This is a genomic window from Flagellimonas beolgyonensis, from assembly GCF_003992615.1.
GTDB classification, from domain to species: domain Bacteria; phylum Bacteroidota; class Bacteroidia; order Flavobacteriales; family Flavobacteriaceae; genus Flagellimonas; species Flagellimonas beolgyonensis.
The window spans coordinates 50,925-68,719 of the sequence record NZ_RZMY01000001.1 but is presented as its reverse complement, the minus strand read 5'-3'; the positions used below and the strand labels follow the sequence as shown (position 1 = coordinate 68,719).

At 43.7% G+C, this 17,795-nt stretch carries 17 protein-coding genes; 7 read left to right on the top strand and 10 right to left on the bottom strand.

Annotated elements, in window-relative coordinates; translation table 11 throughout:
• Window positions 1-198: 198 nt before the first annotated feature.
• Window positions 199-1,215 carry a UDP-N-acetylmuramate dehydrogenase gene (murB, locus tag EO131_RS00360; RefSeq protein ID WP_127018373.1) on the bottom strand — a complete coding sequence of 339 codons (1,017 nt, stop codon included), beginning with the start codon at window positions 1,213-1,215 and terminating at the stop codon, window positions 199-201.
• The gene (locus tag EO131_RS00355) at window positions 1,212-2,405 is read right to left on the bottom strand and encodes a pyridoxal phosphate-dependent aminotransferase (RefSeq protein ID WP_127018372.1); all 1,194 of its coding nucleotides are present in this window, start codon (window positions 2,403-2,405) and stop codon (window positions 1,212-1,214) included. The genes murB and EO131_RS00355 overlap by 4 nt, the downstream gene beginning before the upstream one ends.
• Before the next feature lie 147 nt (window positions 2,406-2,552).
• On the opposite strand from EO131_RS00355, the gene EO131_RS00350 reads away from it, so the two are divergent.
• Window positions 2,553-3,893, top strand: coding sequence for a PDZ domain-containing protein (locus EO131_RS00350; protein ID WP_127018371.1), 1,341 nt, complete (start codon window positions 2,553-2,555; stop codon window positions 3,891-3,893).
• Window positions 3,894-3,945: 52 nt separating this feature from the next.
• On the opposite strand, the gene EO131_RS00345 is transcribed toward EO131_RS00350, so the two are convergent.
• On the bottom strand, window positions 3,946-4,335 hold the full coding sequence (locus tag EO131_RS00345) for a DUF1573 domain-containing protein (protein ID WP_127018370.1): 390 nt from the start codon (window positions 4,333-4,335) through the stop codon (window positions 3,946-3,948).
• A gap of 199 nt (window positions 4,336-4,534) precedes the next feature.
• Between EO131_RS00345 and EO131_RS00340 the strand changes: the two genes are divergently transcribed.
• The 5 genes from EO131_RS00340 to EO131_RS00320 all read left to right on the top strand — a co-directional run bounded on the left by EO131_RS00340 (window position 4,535) and on the right by EO131_RS00320 (window position 11,875).
• Entirely contained in the window at window positions 4,535-7,159 is a 2,625-nt protein-coding gene (locus EO131_RS00340) for a valine--tRNA ligase (RefSeq protein WP_127018369.1), read from the top strand.
• Window positions 7,160-7,269: 110 nt separating this feature from the next.
• Window positions 7,270-8,658 carry a Gfo/Idh/MocA family protein gene (locus tag EO131_RS00335; RefSeq protein WP_127018368.1) on the top strand — a complete coding sequence of 463 codons (1,389 nt, stop codon included), beginning with the start codon at window positions 7,270-7,272 and terminating at the stop codon, window positions 8,656-8,658.
• A 9-nt stretch (window positions 8,659-8,667) separates the two neighbouring features.
• On the top strand, window positions 8,668-9,720 hold the full coding sequence (locus tag EO131_RS00330) for a mevalonate kinase family protein (RefSeq protein WP_127018367.1): 1,053 nt from the start codon (window positions 8,668-8,670) through the stop codon (window positions 9,718-9,720).
• 2 nt (window positions 9,721-9,722) lie between these two features.
• A complete protein-coding gene (locus EO131_RS00325) occupies window positions 9,723-10,556 on the top strand; it encodes a sugar phosphate nucleotidyltransferase (RefSeq protein ID WP_241243750.1) in 834 nt (277 codons plus the stop codon).
• Between the two features lie 50 nt (window positions 10,557-10,606).
• Window positions 10,607-11,875 (top strand): sterol desaturase family protein, encoded by a 1,269-nt coding sequence (locus EO131_RS00320; protein ID WP_127018365.1) that lies wholly within the window; start codon window positions 10,607-10,609, stop codon window positions 11,873-11,875.
• Here the strand turns inward: EO131_RS00320 and EO131_RS00315 are convergent.
• The 6 genes from EO131_RS00315 to rsfS are packed head-to-tail and all read right to left on the bottom strand — an operon-like array spanning window position 11,872 to window position 16,567.
• Complete coding sequence (locus EO131_RS00315) at window positions 11,872-12,135, bottom strand: acyl-CoA-binding protein (RefSeq protein ID WP_127018364.1); 264 nt, start codon at window positions 12,133-12,135, stop codon at window positions 11,872-11,874. The two genes, EO131_RS00320 and EO131_RS00315, sit on opposite strands and share 4 nt — an antisense overlap.
• A complete protein-coding gene (locus EO131_RS00310) occupies window positions 12,128-12,793 on the bottom strand; it encodes a phosphatidylserine decarboxylase family protein (protein WP_127018363.1) in 666 nt (221 codons plus the stop codon). The genes EO131_RS00315 and EO131_RS00310 overlap by 8 nt, the downstream gene beginning before the upstream one ends.
• Entirely contained in the window at window positions 12,783-13,586 is an 804-nt protein-coding gene (locus EO131_RS00305) for a phosphatidate cytidylyltransferase (protein WP_127018362.1), read from the bottom strand. The genes EO131_RS00310 and EO131_RS00305 overlap by 11 nt, the downstream gene beginning before the upstream one ends.
• A 4-nt stretch (window positions 13,587-13,590) precedes the next feature.
• Window positions 13,591-14,199 (bottom strand): LUD domain-containing protein, encoded by a 609-nt coding sequence (locus EO131_RS00300; protein WP_127018361.1) that lies wholly within the window; start codon window positions 14,197-14,199, stop codon window positions 13,591-13,593.
• 37 nt (window positions 14,200-14,236) lie between these two features.
• On the bottom strand, window positions 14,237-16,183 hold the full coding sequence (gene ftsH / locus EO131_RS00295; RefSeq protein ID WP_127018360.1) for an ATP-dependent zinc metalloprotease FtsH: 1,947 nt from the start codon (window positions 16,181-16,183) through the stop codon (window positions 14,237-14,239).
• 6 nt (window positions 16,184-16,189) lie between these two features.
• Window positions 16,190-16,567 carry a ribosome silencing factor gene (gene rsfS / locus EO131_RS00290; RefSeq protein ID WP_127018359.1) on the bottom strand — a complete coding sequence of 126 codons (378 nt, stop codon included), beginning with the start codon at window positions 16,565-16,567 and terminating at the stop codon, window positions 16,190-16,192.
• Window positions 16,568-16,649: 82 nt separating this feature from the next.
• Between rsfS and EO131_RS00285 the strand changes: the two genes are divergently transcribed.
• The gene (locus tag EO131_RS00285) at window positions 16,650-17,393 is read left to right on the top strand and encodes a biotin--[acetyl-CoA-carboxylase] ligase (RefSeq protein ID WP_127018358.1); all 744 of its coding nucleotides are present in this window, start codon (window positions 16,650-16,652) and stop codon (window positions 17,391-17,393) included.
• Here the strand turns inward: EO131_RS00285 and EO131_RS00280 are convergent.
• Window positions 17,387-17,785, bottom strand: coding sequence for an SRPBCC family protein (locus EO131_RS00280; protein WP_127018357.1), 399 nt, complete (start codon window positions 17,783-17,785; stop codon window positions 17,387-17,389). The two genes, EO131_RS00285 and EO131_RS00280, sit on opposite strands and share 7 nt — an antisense overlap.
• Between the last annotated feature and the right edge of the window lie 10 nt (window positions 17,786-17,795).

Genomic DNA, 17,795 nt, shown 5'->3' with positions numbered 1-17,795 from the left:
TAAGCTGCATTGAAAAAAAGTTTGGGACAAAAATCTAAAATAGGATTTATATCGTATATAGAACAAAGCTAAGACACAAAATGCATAATGTGTCTAACCTTTAAAAAGAAATTAAGGGCCAGTTTTGGTCCCATCGATATACATAAGTTTGGTTAGTTTGGTTTGGTATAACCCCCGTTTCTGTTAAAAGTGCGGGGGTTATTTTATGATGTTCACTTCGGCTTTTATCTTGATACCGAACCTATTGCGTACTTCTTCCTTAATTTTGACAGCCAAATCCAGTATTTCCTTTCCCGTAGCACTGCCATAATTGACCAATACCAATGCCTGTTTTTCATGCACGCCGGCATCACCGAATCGTTTTCCTTTGAACCCACATTGCTCAATCAACCAGCCGGCCGGAATCTTATAGTTTTTGGCATCCACTTCATAAAAAGGAGCCGTGGGATTGGCTTTGATGAATTTGTCAAACGCTTTTTTTGAGATGATGGGATTTTTAAAAAAACTACCGCTGTTTCCCAATTCCTTTGGATCGGGGAGCTTGCTTTTTCGAATGGCGATCACAGCATTGGAAATGTCCCGAATTGTAGGGTAAATTATCTCATTTTTCTTGAGCTCCTCCTCAATGGCACCATATCCGGTATGCAGCATATGGTTGTTCTTGGTGAGCCGAAGGTTTACGGAGGTGATGATGTATTTATCCTTCGCTTCGTTCTTGAAAATGGAATCACGATAACCAAAATTACAGGTATCCTTATCAAAACTGACCAGTTCCCCGGTTTCCACATCCATGGCAGCGCAGCTCACAAAAACATCTTTGAGTTCCACACCGTATGCACCAATGTTCTGGATGGGGGCCGTGCCAATATTTCCCGGAATTAGGGAGAGGTTTTCCAAACCCCCATAACCTTGTTCCAGGGACCACATGACAAATTCATGCCAGTTTTCGCCGGCCATTGCCTTGATTTCCACCGCATCCTCGCTTTCTTCCACAACACTGATTCCTTTAAGGTTGATGTGCATTACCAACGCATCAATATCTGTTGTGAGCAACATGTTGCTTCCCCCGCTGATGATAAACTTTTTGGGATAGGCCTTCAGTTCGAGTACCTTTTGCAATTGTGCCAATCCGGTAATTTCTACAAAGAATCGGGCTTTGGCGTCAATTCCAAAGGTGTTGTAGTCCTTTAATGATATGTTCTCTACAATATTCAAAGACTGTTGTACTTGGTTAGTGCCTTGCCCAATATCTGGACGGCTTTAACAAGTTGCTCTTTTTCGAGCACATACGCAATTCTGATCTGGTTTTTACCAAGTCCGGGGGTAGCATAAAAACCCGCTGCTGGTGCGACCATAACGGTGCTCCCATCGAACGAAAAGCTTTCCAAAAGCCATTGGGCGAAGTCATCGGCATCTTCCACCGGCAGTTCCACAACACAATAAAATGCTCCTTGTGGTATGGCAACCTTAACCCCGTCCAACTTTTTCAATTCCGAGATCAGCAAATTCCTTCGGGATGCATATTCTTCAATAACTTCATCAAAATATACCTGGGGAGTATCCAAAGCCGCCTCACTGGCAATCTGGGCAAAAGTGGGTGGGGACAATCGTGCTTGTGCAAATTTGAGCGCTGTCTGTATCACATCTCTGTTCTTGGAAACCAGGCAGCCGATTCGAGCTCCGCACATACTGTATCTTTTGGATACCGAATCCACAACTATGGCATGGTTTTCCAAACCTTCCAACTGTAAAATGGAATAATGTTGTTTTCCTTCATAGGTAAATTCACGGTACACCTCATCCGCAATTAGGAACAGGTCATGTTTTTTGACCAATTCGGCCAATTGCTTTATTTCTTCCTTACTGTACAAATACCCCGTGGGATTACCTGGATTGCATATAAGAATGGCCTTGGTTTTGGGGCCGATCAATTTTTCAAACGACGCAATAGGTGGAAGCGCGAAATTATCCTCGATTTTTGAGACGATAGGAACCACTTTTACCCCGGCAGCTGTAGCAAATCCATTATAATTGGCGTAAAAAGGCTCTGGAATGATGATTTCATCCTCGGCATCCATAATGGTGCCCATGGCAAAGGAAAGGGCCTCCGACCCACCGGTGGTGACTATAATGTCCTGGGCAGCAACATGGATATCCTTTTTGGCATAATAGGCGGCAATTTTTTCCCGATAGGTCTCCGAACCTTCGGTCATACTATAGGCCAAAACCTCAATGTTGTGGTTGCGAACGGCATCCAAAGCCACTTTTGGGGTTTTGATGTCCGGTTGGCCAATATTCAAGTGTATAACATGGGTTCCCTTCTTTTTGGCTGCCTCTGCGTAGGGGACCAATTTACGAATGGGGGAAGCGGGCATATGCCTTCCTTTTTCTGAGATACTTGGCATGTTCAAAATTTTACGCAAAAATGGTGAAACCAAGAATCGAAAACAACATAAAACAGGTTTATTTGATGGCTTATGGAAATGTTAAATTAAATGAGACCATTGTGTTTAATTTGTATATTTAATAAAAACAACCTTTTGGTAGTAAGCATGTTGAGGAAAAAATTGTTAATTATTGCGCTTCTATTATTTGTGCCCTTGTTCATTAAGGCACAAGGATACGATTTGCCCAAGGGTGAAAAGGTTGAAAAGCTCAAGTTTGAACTTATCAACAACTTGGTGATTATTCCCGTGGAGATCAATGGAACAGAATTGACCTTTATTCTGGATTCTGGGGTAAGTAAGCCTATATTGTTCAACCTGTCCGATTCCGATTCTGTACCAATAAACAATGTGACCGAAATCACGATCAGGGGATTGGGCGATGGTGAACCCATGAAGGCTTTGAGTTCAAAAGGCAATGTGTTCAAATTGGGCAAGGCATACAATTATGCGCAAGATCTTTATGTAGTGTTGGATCGGGACATCAATCTGTCTACCTCTTTGGGCATACCTGTCCATGGCATTATGGGATATGATCTATTCCGTGATTTTGTGGTTGAGGTGAATTATGCATCCAAAACCTTGAAACTGCATAATCCGGAATTGTACAAGTATAAAAACCGAAAAGGCATGCAGACCATTCCTTTGACCGTTGAGGAGCGAAAGGCCTATTTGACTGGAACCGTACTTATGCGTGATACAGCAAACATACCCGTAAAATTATTGGTCGATACCGGCAGCAGTGATGCCTTGTGGCTATTTCATCAACCGGAGAAAGGGTTGGATATACCCGAAAAGAACTACGAAGATCATTTGGGCAGGGGCCTAAGTGGCGATATTTTTGGAAAACGTTCCAAAATTGGGGGTATTCGCATAGGTGATTTTGAATTGAAGGAAGCCAAGGTGGCCTTTCCATATCGCGAATCCTTTGGGGACATAGAAAGTTTCGGCGATCGTAATGGCAGTGTGGGTGGTGAGGTGTTGAAGCGGTTCAACATGATTTTCGATTACCCAAATGGAAAATTGACACTGAAAAAGAACGGCTATTTCAAGGATCCTTTTCAATATAACTTGGCAGGTATTGAGCTTCAGCACAATGGCCTCCGATATATTGCGGAACGAATCTCTGATAGCAATGGATTGATCAAAGAAGAAGAATCCTCTTTTGGCAATGTGCAGATTTTATTGGAAAACAAAACAAGGCTGAGTCTTGTACCTGAAATCATTGTGTCCGGAATTCGTGCAGGGAGTCCAGCTGCCGAAGCTGGCCTTCGCGAGGGGGATGTTATCCTGGCCGTGAACGGCAAAAGGGTCCACCAATACAAGCTTCAAGAAATCCTTAAAATGTTGAACGAGAAGGAAGGAAGGCGCATTAGGGTGCTTATCGAACGCTATAACAAGGATTTGCTCTTCTCCTTTGTGCTCAAAAAAGTCTTCGATGACGACTAATAAAAAACCCCGAAACTTTCGCTCCGGGGTCCATTTATAATTTTCTTTTAACTTATTTGGCTCCTGGTCCTTTGACCGTGCCTTTTATTTTCAACACCTTGGTGGGAACATCAGCATTGGAGGTCACCGTAATGGCCTTTCTGATGGGTCCAACCCTATTGGTATCGTATTTTACTTCAATTTTTCCTGTTTCACCGGGCATAATGGGCTCTTCCGGCTTTTTGGGAATGGTACAGCCACAGCTCGATCTCACCGCACTGATTACCAACGGTGCATTTCCGGTGTTGGTAAATTCAAATACACGTACACCATCACTACCTTTGTCAATTTCACCATAGTCAATGGTCTCACTCTTAAATTCGATTTTCGCCGTAGCATCTTGCGCATAAATCCCTAGGGAAACAAGCCCTACAAACAGCATGAGTACAGTTTTTTTCATCATTTTTGGTTTTTGGGTGAATTTCAAATGTAGATGTTTTCATACCTGCATCCAAAATTCTTTTGTTATGTAATAACGTTACTTATTTTTGTTTCGTATTTCTGGATTGGCCTCTTTCCGAAGAATAGCTTAAAATTAACAGTTCGCTTCCCCTTCAAAAATCCAATCCAAGTCCATATTTAACAAAAACTGTACCGAAAAAATGGAAATTCCATCAAAATATGAGCCCAAAAGGGTGGAGGAGCGCTGGTATTCGTACTGGACCGAGCATAATTATTTCAGTTCCCAACCAGATGAAAGAGAGCCCTACACCATAGTGATTCCCCCGCCAAACGTAACCGGGGTACTGCACATGGGCCATATGCTCAACAACACCCTGCAGGATGTATTGATCCGCAGGGCAAGACTTTTGGGAAAAAATGCCTGTTGGGTACCCGGAATGGACCATGCTTCCATAGCAACGGAAGCAAAAGTGGTGGCAAAACTGAAGGAAGAAGGCATAAATAAGGCCGACTTGTCCCGTGACGAGTTCTTGAAGCATGCCTGGGATTGGACCAATGAATATGGGGGTGTTATTCTGCAACAATTGAAAAAATTGGGCTGTTCCTGCGATTGGAACCGAACCAAATTTACAATGGACGACGATATGTCCGCTTCGGTGATCAGGGTGTTTGTGGACCTTTATAACAAAGGACTCATCTACCGGGGTTATCGTATGGTAAACTGGGACCCAGAGGCTAAGACCACACTCTCCGATGAAGAAGTGATTTACGAAGAACGGCAGGGCAATCTGTATTATTTATCTTATGCTGTTGAAGGCTCCGATGAAAAGGTGACCATTGCAACAACGCGACCCGAAACCATTTTAGGCGATACGGCCATCTGTATCAACCCCAATGATGATCGGTATCGTCATTTAAGGGGCAAAAAAGCCATTGTTCCCATTTGCGGGCGGGTGATTCCCATTATCGAGGACGAATATGTGGACATTGAATTTGGTACCGGATGTTTAAAAGTGACCCCGGCCCACGATGAAAACGACAAAAATCTTGGGGAAAAACACAATCTTGAGGTCATCGATATTTTTAACGAGAATGCCACTTTGAATTCCTTCGGGATGCATTACGAAGGCAAGGATCGCTTTGTGGTACGAAAGGAAATAGTTAAGGAGTTGGAGGAAAAAGGCTTTTTGGTGAAAACCGAACAGCACCTGAACAAAGTAGGTACTTCCGAACGGACCAAGGCCGTTATCGAACCGCGACTTTCGGACCAGTGGTTCCTTAAAATGGAAGATATGGCCAAACCGGCTTTGGATGCCGTCTTGAAAACCGGGGACGTAAAATTGTACCCTTCAAAGTTTGATAACACCTATCGCCATTGGATGGAAAACATTCGGGATTGGAACATTTCCCGACAATTATGGTGGGGACAACAGATACCTGCCTACTATTATGGAGATGGGAAAGAGGATTTTGTAGTGGCCGAAACCCCGGAAGAAGCCTTGAAATTGGCACAGGCCAAAAACCCAAAAATCCAACAATCCGATCTACGACAGGATCCGGACGTATTGGATACGTGGTTCTCCTCTTGGTTGTGGCCCATTAGTGTGTTTGGGGGTATTTTGGAGCCAGAAAATGAACAGGTAAATTATTATTACCCAACAAGCGACCTGGTAACTGGGCCTGACATCCTTTTCTTTTGGGTGGCCCGTATGATTATGGCAGGTTATGAGTACCGGGGAAAAAGACCTTTTGAAAATGTATACCTGACCGGATTGGTGCGTGATAAGCAACGTCGAAAAATGTCTAAATCCTTGGGTAACTCTCCCGATGCGCTCAAATTGATTGAGGATTTTGGGGCAGATGGCGTACGTGTGGGATTGATGTTGAGTTCCGCTGCCGGGAACGATTTGTTGTTTGACGAATCCCTATGTCAGCAAGGCGCCAACTTTGCCAATAAAGTTTGGAATGCCTTCCGATTGGTAAAAGGATGGGAAACGGCAGCATTGCCCCAGCCCGAAGCGGCCAAAATTGGATTGGAGTGGTACAAGGCCAAATTCAACCAGACCTTGGTGGAAATCGAGGACCATTTTTCGAAATACCGAATTTCGGATGCCCTGATGGCCACCTACAAATTGGTGTGGGACGATTTCTGCTCTTGGTTGTTGGAGATTGTAAAACCAGCCTATCAACAGCCGATAGACCAAAAGACCTTCGATGAGGTGATCCATCTTTTTGGGGAAAACTTAAAACTACTTCACCCTTTTATGCCATTTTTGACAGAAGAGGTGTGGCAGCATATCGCAGAACGTACCCCTGAAGATGCACTGATCATATCGAAATGGCCAAAAGCTGATGCTGTTAATACGGCTTTAATCGCCGATTTTGAATTTGCGGCTGAGGTCATATCCGGTGTTCGAACCATTAGAAAAGAAAAGAACATCCCCCAAAAGGATGCATTGGAATTGTTCATGCTGAACGCTGAAGGCGTAAATAGTCAAATGGATGCCATCATTCAAAAATTGACCAATCTCTCCAAATTTGAAGCCGTGGATAGCGGTATGGATGGGGCATTGAGTTTTAGGGTAAAGAGCAACGAATATTTCATTCCGATGGGTGATGCTATCGATGTGGAAGCCGAAATCAAAAAAATTGAGGAAGAACTCAACTATACGAAGGGATTTTTAAACTCGGTGCAAAAGAAATTGAGCAACGAACGTTTTGTGAACAATGCCCCGGAACAGGTAGTGGCCATGGAACGCAAAAAAGTGGCCGATGCCGAAGCCAAAATCGAGACCTTGGAAAAGAGTTTGGCCAGTTTGAAATAAATTTTGTTTTCAATAAATGATATATAGAAAGGGAAGAAGTCTTCCCTTTCTTCATTTTTTCATACTTTGGAAATCAATATATTGAAGTAAAAAACCAACGCATATCTATCATGAAAAACCTCAATAGACGCAGTTTTATCAAGAAAACCTCTTTGTCCGCAGCCGCTGTGACCATGGTTCCAAGTTATCTAAAGGCCGGTTCTGAAAGACCGCTATCTTCGATTTATATGGGGGGTTATGCCGCTCCAAAAATTGAAACTGTCCGTGCAGCCTTTATCGGAGTAGGAGCAAGAGGGGGCACACATGCCAAATTTTTTGCCGCTTTGGAAGGAACCGAGGTGGTTGCCATTTGTGATCTGTACGAGGATTTGGTCAAGGAAAAAACCCAATGGGTCAATGAGGCCGGTGGACCGAACCGACATAGGAACATCAAACAATATTGGGGGGACGAAAACCGATGGAAGACCCTGTTGCAGGAAGTGCGCCCCGACGTTGTGTTCATCGCGACCAATTGGGCCAACCATGCGCCGATGGCCATCGGTGCCATGGAGCAGGGGGCACATGCGTTTGTAGAGGTGCCCATCGCAACCACCATCCAGGAAATGTGGGATATTGTGGATGCCAGCGAGCGCACCCAAAAGCATTGTATGATGCTGGAAAACGTAAATTATAGTCGTGATGAGCTCATGTTTCTCAATATGTGCAGACAGGGCTTGATCGGTGAAATTTTACACGGTGAGGCAGCCTATATCCATGAACTACGTTGGCAAATGGAAGAGCAGGAGCGGGGAACGGGGTCTTGGCGTACCCATCATTATGCCAAACGCAATGGCAACCTCTATCCTACCCACGGACTGGGACCGGTGGCCCAATACATGAGCTTGGCCAGGGGAGAGGATACTTTTGGAAGCTTGGTCTCATTTTCAACCCCGGCAAGGGGCAGGGCCATGTATGCAAAAAAGAATTACCCCAAAGACCATAAATGGAACCAATTGAATTTTAAGGGTGGTGATTTGAACACCTCCATCATAAAAACCACCATGGGCAAGACCATTATGGTGCAATGGGATGAAACAAGTCCAAGACCCTATTCCCGATTGAACTTGATACAGGGCACCAAGGGAACCTTGGCGGGCTTCCCCACCCGGGTGGCCCTTGAAGGTGGTGTGGAGGGCATTACCAAAGATCACCATTCGTGGGTGCAAGGGGAACAATTGGAGCAATTGTACGCGAAATATGACCATCCCCTGTACAAACGGTTGAACGAAGCTGCCAAAGGCAGTGGACATGGCGGAATGGACGGGATCATGGTGTATCGCATTGTGGAATGTCTCCAGAAAGGGCTGCCTTTGGATCAAAATGTGTACGAAGGTTGTCTGTGGAGTGCCGTATCCCCTTTGAGCGAGCGCTCCGTGGCCAGTGGAGGTGCACCCCAGCCTTTTCCCGATTTTACAAGGGGCAATTATACAGAAACCAAGCCTTTGGATATAATAAGCTGATTTATATTTATGATTCAACTAAAAGTTCCTGCGCGCATTTGTTTTTATGGCGATCATCAGGATTATTTGGGACTTCCCGTTATCGCAGGTACCATTGATCGGTTCATTCAGTTGAAGGCCAGTCGAATTCCTGAAAAGAATTTTCATATTGAATTGTTGGACTTGAACGACGAGGTTGTGATTGACCTCAAAAATGGGTTGCAGCAGGTGTTACAGGACGATTATTTCCGTTCCTGCATGGCAGTACTCAAAAAGGAAGGCTTTCATTTTGACGAAGGCTATGCCATTGAAGTGTCTGGAAACATACCTGTAAATGCCGGGTTGTCCAGTTCATCAGCTTTGGTGGTGGCTTGGCTGCGTTTTTTGGTTGCCACTCAGGGTAAAATGGAGACCATTAGCGACTATCAGATTGGTCGTTGGGCCTATGAGGCTGAGGTGTTGTTCTTTGATCAACCTGGCGGACTCATGGATCAATATACCATTGCCCAAAAAGGCTTGTTGTACATCGATACCCAAAGTGGTGAAAGTGTCCGATTGAGTGCAGATGTGGGCAAATTATTAGTGGCCGAATCGGGTTTGGCCAAGAAGACACTTACCGTGCTTAAAAATGCACGGGTTTATGCCCAAAATGCAGTGTCGGCCATTCAGCAACACCATCCAGATTTCAATTTAAAGGAATCCACACCAGCGGACTATGAAAAGTACAGGTCAATAGTGCCACAAGAGTATCAAAATCACTGGTATGCGGCCATTTTCAATTACCAGATAACCCTTCAGGCCAAGGAAGAGCTGCAAAAGAAACATCCGGATGTGCAGAGATTGGGCAGGTTGATGAACGAACATCAAGCCATTCTTCAACATCAAATCAAGAACACCCCACCAGAAATGGTCAACATGATGGAAAAAGCGCTGAAAGCAGGTGCATTGGGGGCAAAGACCATAGGTTCCGGTGGTGGTGGCTGTATGGTGGCCATGGTTTTGGATGAAAATGTGGATAAGGTCAAGAACGCCTTTTTGGATGCTGGTGCAAAAGCGGTTTATGAAGTGGCGGTAACAATATGATGATGGAGAATAAAAGTCTGATAATTATGGTGGGTGGTGCCTCCTCCCGAATGAAACGGAGTTTGAAAGCGATTTCCGATCACCGGGGAGTAATGGACAATATTCCGCATAAAAGTCTCATACCAGTCGGGAAGCATGGCCGTCCATTTTTATATTATTTGGTAAAGAATGCTGTGGAAGCAGGCTATGAAAACCTGTATTTGATTACCAGTCCGGAAAATCAGGTCTTTCAAGAGTTGGTCAGTGACCAAAAATTGCCTGCCGGTCTAAAGGTATATCTGGCGGTTCAACAGGTGCCGGATAAAAGAGAAAAACCATTGGGAACTGCTGATGCCCTGCAACAATGTTTAGATCAATACCCTAAGTTGAAGCAAACCACCTTTACGGTTTGTAATGGCGACAATTTGTATTCCGTAGGTGCTTTCAAGGATCTCAGGATGGAAAGGAAAGCACCCAATGCACTGATTAGCTATGGCAGTTCGGGGTTTGAATATTCAGATGAACGTATTTCCAAGTTTGCGGTCATGGATATTTCTTCGGAGGGTTATTTGAAAAAGATTGTGGAGAAACCACCCATGGAGGATATTCCTGGTTATAAGGATGAAACAGGGGAGCTTCGAGTGAGCATGAACATTTTTAGTTTTTATGGCGGAGATATCTACCCTTATCTCAAAAACTGTCCGTTAGATCCTATTCGTGATGAAAAGGAGTTGCCAAAGGCAGTGGGAAATATGGTTATGGAGCGACCAAAAAGTGTGCTTTGTATTCCCCGATCGGAGCATATTCCCGATCTTACGGATGCCCATGATATCCAATTATTTAAAAATTTGGAGTAACTTTCTATCGCATAACCCCTTACTTGCATCGAAAAATTTAATTATTAGGAATGGAATCGTATGCAGCGGCATTGTTATATGCCATCCCATTTTTTGTAGGATTGGTACTTGTTGAAGTACTGTATGGTCGTTTGGTAAAAAACCAAATGCATAATGTAATGGATACTGTGAGCAGCCTCAGTTCCGGACTCACCAACGTGGTCAAGGATTCCTTGGGTTTGGGTATTATCTTGATCAGTTATCCGTTTCTTTTGGAACATTTGGCCCTTGTGGAGATCAAAGCCACTTGGTTGGTATGGGTAGTGGCATTCATTGCTTTGGATTTTGCGGGCTATTGGAACCATCGCTTGAGCCATCATATCAATTTCTTCTGGAACCAGCATGTGATCCATCATAGTAGCGAGGAATTCAATTTGGCCTGCGCGCTTCGCCAACCCATATCCAATTTATTGGGCTATTATGCTCTATTATTGATACCTGCAGCCCTGTTTGGGGTTCCCAATACGGTTATCGCTGTTTTGGCACCGATTCACCTGTTTGCCCAATTTTGGTACCATACACGTCATATCGGGAAAATGGGTTGGTTGGAATATGTGATCGTTACTCCTTCCCAACATCGGGTGCACCATGCCATCAACAGGGAATATATCGATAAGAACTTAGGGCAGATTTTCTGTGTTTGGGACCGAATGTTCGGTACCTTTCAAGAAGAACTGGACGATGTGCCACCCCAATATGGTGTTTTGAAACCAGCACATACATGGAATCCCATTATCATCAATTTTCAGCATTTATGGCGTTTGATGCAGGATACATGGCGAACCAAAAGCTATTGGGACAAACTTCGAATTTGGTTTATGCCGACTGGTTGGCGGCCAGCAGATGTGAAAGAAAAATATCCTGTGGAAATCATAGAAGATGTCTATCATTTTGAAAAATACCAGCCCTCCACTTCATGGGGACTTAAGGCGTATTCCATTTTTCAGTTGGTGTTTACCACATTTTTAATGCTGTTCATGTTCTACAACTATGCCGAAATCGGTTTTGATGGCTTGTTGTATTTCGGAGCCTTTGTTATGGTTGGAATATTTGGGTACACGGCTTTGATGGACCGTAAAGGATACGCGATATGGATTGAGGTGGCCAGGGGTGTTGCAGGATTGATCTTGATCTATTGGACCAACGATTGGTTTGGACTGGATGCGTTTTGGTCGTATGGGAGTTATTTGGTGGCACTGTATTTTTTGGCCACCATCATGTTTGCCGTTTACTTCACTTATTTTGAAAAATCGTTTGTATCTCCTGATTTGGTATCCTAAAGCGATTTCAATTCTTTTTCCACCAAGGCCACATACTTCTGCATCGCTTCTTTGGCACTGATGTTTTTGGCTTGAAAAAGGGCATTCGCTTTAAAGGCATTGATCAATGGGGTTCTGCTGCCTGGGTTTTCAAAATTCCTATTGGCTATTTTGAAATAGGCATATAGTTTGAGCAAAAGATCAGCAGGCAAAGGCTCCGTATACGAGTTTACGAAGTTTACGGCCGCATCGAACCTTTTATGTAGCTCTTCATCAGTCATCTTGTGGTCTTAAGGAAGCGATACAAGTTTTGGCGCCTGTTACTTTTTGGTTCAATTTTACGGTAATGTTGCAATCCAAGGGCAATAACAGGTCCACACGTGAGCCAAATTTAATGAAACCGGCATCCTCACCTTGTGTCACTTGTTCGCCTTCTTCCGCATAGTTAACAATGCGGCGTGCCATGGCACCGGCGATTTGACGGTATCCGATTTCCCCAAATTTTGGGGTATGGAGAATTACTGTGGTACGTTCGTTTTCAGTACTTGATTTTGGGTGCCACGCCACCAAATATTTGCCTGGGTGGTATTTGGAGTAGGTAATGGTGCCACTGGCAGGGTACCTTGTTACGTGTACGTTCACCGGTGACATAAATATGGATACTTGCCTTCTTCGGTCTTTAAAATATTCGGTTTCGTCCACTTCCTCGATCACAACCACCTTTCCATCGACAGGCGCCAAAATATCATCAAAATTTGGGGTCACTGGTCTCCTTGGGTTCCTGAAGAACTGCAGAATGGCAATCAATAAGAGAAGGGCCGCTATTTGGACGGCATATCTGGCCCATTCCAAATCAATATAATATTGGGCGGCCAGTACGGCAGCAACCACTAAAAAGAATGTTGTAATTATAATCTTTTGACCCTCTTTATGAAACATAGGAGAACAAATTAAGTATCAAATAAGCAAAAGGTGCGGCGAACACCAAACTATCCAAACGGTCCCAAATTCCACCATGCCCCGGTAATATGGCTCCACTGTCCTTTACTCCGGCCATACGTTTGAACTTGGACTCCAAAAGGTCGCCCAAACTTCCGGCAACCACAATGATCGTTGCCATGGCCATCCATTGCATCAAAGTGAGTTTTGTTTCGTACCATGATAAAAAATAGGCGGCAACCAGTGCAAAAATAAGACCTCCGACAGAACCTTCAATGGTTTTTTTTGGGGAAACTGATGGGAAAAGTTTTGTTCGGCCTAAAGTTCGGCCCACCAAATAGGCAAAGGTGTCGTTCACCCATATCAAAATAAATATGCCCATGATCAGGAATTGGGCAAAATCGTCTTGTTTGTACGGAATCATTGTCAGGAAAATACACCCGCCCCCAATGTAGAAAAGAGCAATTAGGAATTTTTGGACTTCCGTGAAATGTTTGCTCTTTTTGGAGAACAAGAACATGAGCAGGGCCAAGTCGACTGCCAAGGTGAGTAGCATCAAGATGGTGATTGCGGTTTGGTCCTGTATTAGATAAATATAGACCCACCATAATGCCAAATAGGCCACAAAAATGAAGTAACCTTTAAGCCTGACAATCTTCTTGAATTCATACAGACAGCCCAACCCGAAGGTCATGAACAAGAAATCGAAAGCATCCGAACTCAAGAACACCGCCCCTAACAGAAGTACAACATAAATGACCCCCGTAATGGAGCGTCGTAATATTTCTTTCATGAAATCAGTAGTCTTCTAGGAGTAAAAGATAGACATTTTTTGAGGCACTTCCGTAGGAAAGAAAATCATCTTTGTTTTCTGGAGTGGGTTGAAAGTGCTTTAATGTGGTGATATTATTGGGTATATCCTTTTGATAGCGTTCCTTGATGGTCTTGAGTGCCTCACTAATGGAGTCGACCAATTGACTGGTAGTGGCAAATACGATAAGGTTGGTTGGCAACTCGTTCAATTTTTTCTCTTTGATCTGATTGGAGCATACCAAAATGGAACCGTTGTGGGCCACTAAATGCTCGCAGGTGGTAAAGAAAATATTGCTTTCCTGCCTATTGTTGGTAAATGTTAGGTTTTCTGATGAAAAGCGGGCTTCCAGTCGAGGGTCAAGGGTATAAAATGGATGGTTTTGCCAATCGTTTTCCGAAACAATGCTTTTTAAGGCTTCGGAGACTTCACTGAAATCTTCACAGTATATAAATTTGCCTCCATTTTTTTTGAAATAGATGGTGAATTTTTCATCCACGGGTATTTTGAGATCGGGCATATGTTCACCACGGGTTTCCACAGTTTCCTTGGAAACCTTTTTTCCTCCCCCAAAAAGTTTTTTAAAAACTCCCATTTATGGTATCTGGCACATTGCTAATTCAATAATTGGCTTATTTCGCTGGCTCCAATTCTTCCTCTTTTTCAAAAGGTCTTCTACCAAAGATTTTTTCCAAGTCGTCCTTAAAGATAACTTCTTTATCCAAAAGTCGTTCCGCCAACTCCGTAAGTTTGTCCTTGTTTTCTTGAAGCAGATCGATGGCGCGTTTGTATTGCTCCTCAATCATCTTGGATATTTCCTGATCGATTTTTTGGGCGGTTTGCTCACTATAAGGTTTGGTAAATCCATATTCATTTTGACCCGAGGAGTCATAATAGGTAATGTTACCAAGTTGATCATTAAGGCCGTAAATGGTAACCATGGCACGAGCCTGTTTGGTCACTTTTTCCAAATCGCTCAAGGCACCAGTGGAAATTTTGTTGAAGATGACCTTCTCAGCGGCCCTACCACCCATGGTAGCACACATTTCGTCAAGCATTTGCTCTGGACGAACGATCAAGCGCTCTTCGGGCAAGTACCATGCGGCACCCAACGATTGTCCACGCGGCACGATGGTCACTTTTACCAACGGTGCGGCATGCTCCAGCATCCAACTTACCGTGGCATGTCCTGCTTCGTGGAACGCGATGGTCTTTTTCTCTTCTGGGGTAATGATCTTGTTTTTCTTTTCCAGTCCGCCCACAATTCTATCCACTGCATCCAAGAAATCCTGTTTGGTAACGGCTTTCTTCTCTTTTCTGGCAGCGATCAGGGCAGCTTCGTTACAAACATTGGCAATATCAGCTCCAGAAAAACCAGGGGTTTGTTTGGCCAAGAAATCCAAATCAAGGGTTTCCGCAGTTTTGATGGGGCGTAGGTGCACCTCAAAAATTTCTTTTCTTTCGTTCAGGTCGGGTAGGTCCACATAGATCTGACGGTCAAAACGACCGGCACGCATCAAGGCCTTGTCCAACACATCTGCTCGGTTGGTTGCGGCCAATACGATTACGTTGGTATTGGTTCCAAAACCGTCCATTTCGGTCAATAATTGGTTCAATGTGTTCTCGCGTTCATCATTGGAACCTGTAAAGTTGTTTTTACCCCTTGCACGACCAATAGCATCAATCTCATCGATGAATATGATGGCAGGGGATTTATCCTTCGCTTGTTTGAAAAGGTCACGTACCCTGGAAGCACCCACACCAACGAACATTTCCACAAAGTCCGAACCGGAAAGTGAAAAGAAGGGTACTTTGGCCTCACCGGCAACGGCTTTGGCCAAAAGGGTCTTACCTGTTCCTGGAGGGCCTACCAATAGGGCACCTTTCGGAATTTTTCCTCCAAGGGAAGTATATTTATCGGGATTCTTAAGAAACTCCACAATTTCCTGAACCTCTTCCTTGGCGCCTTCCAAGCCGGCAACATCTTTGAATGAAGTTCGAGTATCTGTTTTTTCGTCGAATAGTTTGGCTTTGGATTTTCCAATATTGAAAATCTGGCCTCCAGCACCACCGCCGGCACCTCCGGACATTCGTCGCATCAAATAGATCCAAATACCGATGATCAAGGCAAACGGTAATAAGGACAGCAATAACTCGCCCAATACGTTGGATTCTGTATCGAATTCAACAATGGTATCGAGGTTGTTTTCCTTCTTTATCTCCGTAATCTCATTCTGGAATATCTGTAAGTCCCCATAATCCAATACGTATTGGGGCATCAATCCGCTGGATGGGAACAGGGGCTTTTTGGCCACCCCTTTGTGCACATCCTTGTTGAGGGCCTCTTCGGTCAAATATACCTTGGCCTGTCGGGTATTTGTAATGATGACGATTTTGGAAATGTCGCCATTGCGCAAAAACTCCTGCAATTCGGAGGTTGTTGTTTTTTCTGTACTTGAAAAACTGCTTCCCCCAAAAAATTGGAAACCAATGATCATTGCTATGATCACACCATAGATCCACCACGAACTAAATCGTGGCTTTTTTGGGACATTATTCGGATTGTTCTCTTTTGCCATTTTTTTTTAAGAATTGTAACTGCTCTCCACCATGGTCACTTTGGCATCTCCCCAAAGCCCTTCAATATCGTAGAATTCCCTAATATGTTTTTGGAATACATGTACCACAACATTGACATAGTCCATCAATACCCATTCCGCGTTCTCGGAACCTTCAATGTGCCAAGGTTTGTCCTTGCTTGCTTTACTGACGGTTTTTTGGATAGAAGAAACAATTGCGTTTACATGCGTGTTGGAAGTACCATTGCAGATTATAAAGTAGTCACAAACTGTATTTTCGATTTCTCTAAGGTCGAGCAGGTTTATATCCACTCCCTTTACTTCTTCAATCCCTTCCAAAATCAAGGCAATCAGTTCATCTGCGCTAGCTTTCGTTTTCTGCATTCAAATATTTTAGTTTCTGCAAAGTTATGTTTTTTTTGTTTTCTTAGCCCTAGTTTTTAACAAATCGATAAGGCACGTCAAATTGGGAAAACAATCACAAATAATCAAACTTGATGCCACGGATTCCACAAATCTGTTTTTAAAGGGCCTTTTGATGACCTCACCGATGGAAGATTACACCACGGTGGTGGCCAAAAATCAGTTGAAGGGAAGAGGGCAAATGGGCACATCTTGGCAATCGGAGAGCGGTAAAAACCTAACTTACAGTGTTTTGAAAAATTTTAGCGCCTTGCGTGTCCAGCAGCAATTTGTGTTGAATATTGGGGTTTCCATGGCCCTTTGCGATGTGTTACGAACCTTAGGATTATCCAATGTCACTATAAAATGGCCCAACGACATTATGTCAGGTTCCTTAAAAATATGCGGGATATTGATAGAGAACATCCTACAGGGAGCTCAGGTTTCCCATGCTGTGATCGGCATTGGACTCAATGTGAACCAAACAGATTTTGGGGGTTTGACCAAAGCCACTTCCATAAAATTGGAAATGGGTCAATCACAAAATTTGGAGGAATTGTTGGATAAAACCTTGGAAAGATTGCAATTTCATTTGGATTCCATTGAGCAAAAAACGGTTGCCCAGTTATTGCCAGCGTATGAAAAAATGTTGTTCCGTAAAGATAAGCCGTCCACATTTACCGATTCCAACGGGGAACGGTTCATGGGGTTCATCCGGAACGTATCGGATTCTGGTAAATTGGTGATTGAACTGGAGGACCAGATATTCAGGTCGTTCGATTTAAAGGAAGTGACCTTACTTTATTGACCTATTTTATCCAAATTGTTGGATAGGGTTTCCATGAAATTGGTGATAGGCGATTTGATCATCATCGCCATCATGGCATTGAATTGTCCTTCAAAACTCAATCCAACCTCACTTTCAGAATCGCCCAATGCGGTAATGTCTGCGGTAAGGGTAAATGGCAGTTTATCGCTTGCAGCGCCCAAAATTACTTTGTCGTTTGGATTTTGCTCTTTTAACCTAAGCACGATTTCGGGCATGCCCTTAAGTGCAAACTTGAACGTATTTTCATCAAGTACCTCAAACTTATCGATATTCTCGGGCATCAATGTTTCAAAGTTTTTGATGTCGGTCAAGAATTCAAAAACTTCTTTATCGCTTTTGGCAACTTTCTTTTTAGCGGCTTCTATGTGCATTCTTGGTAAT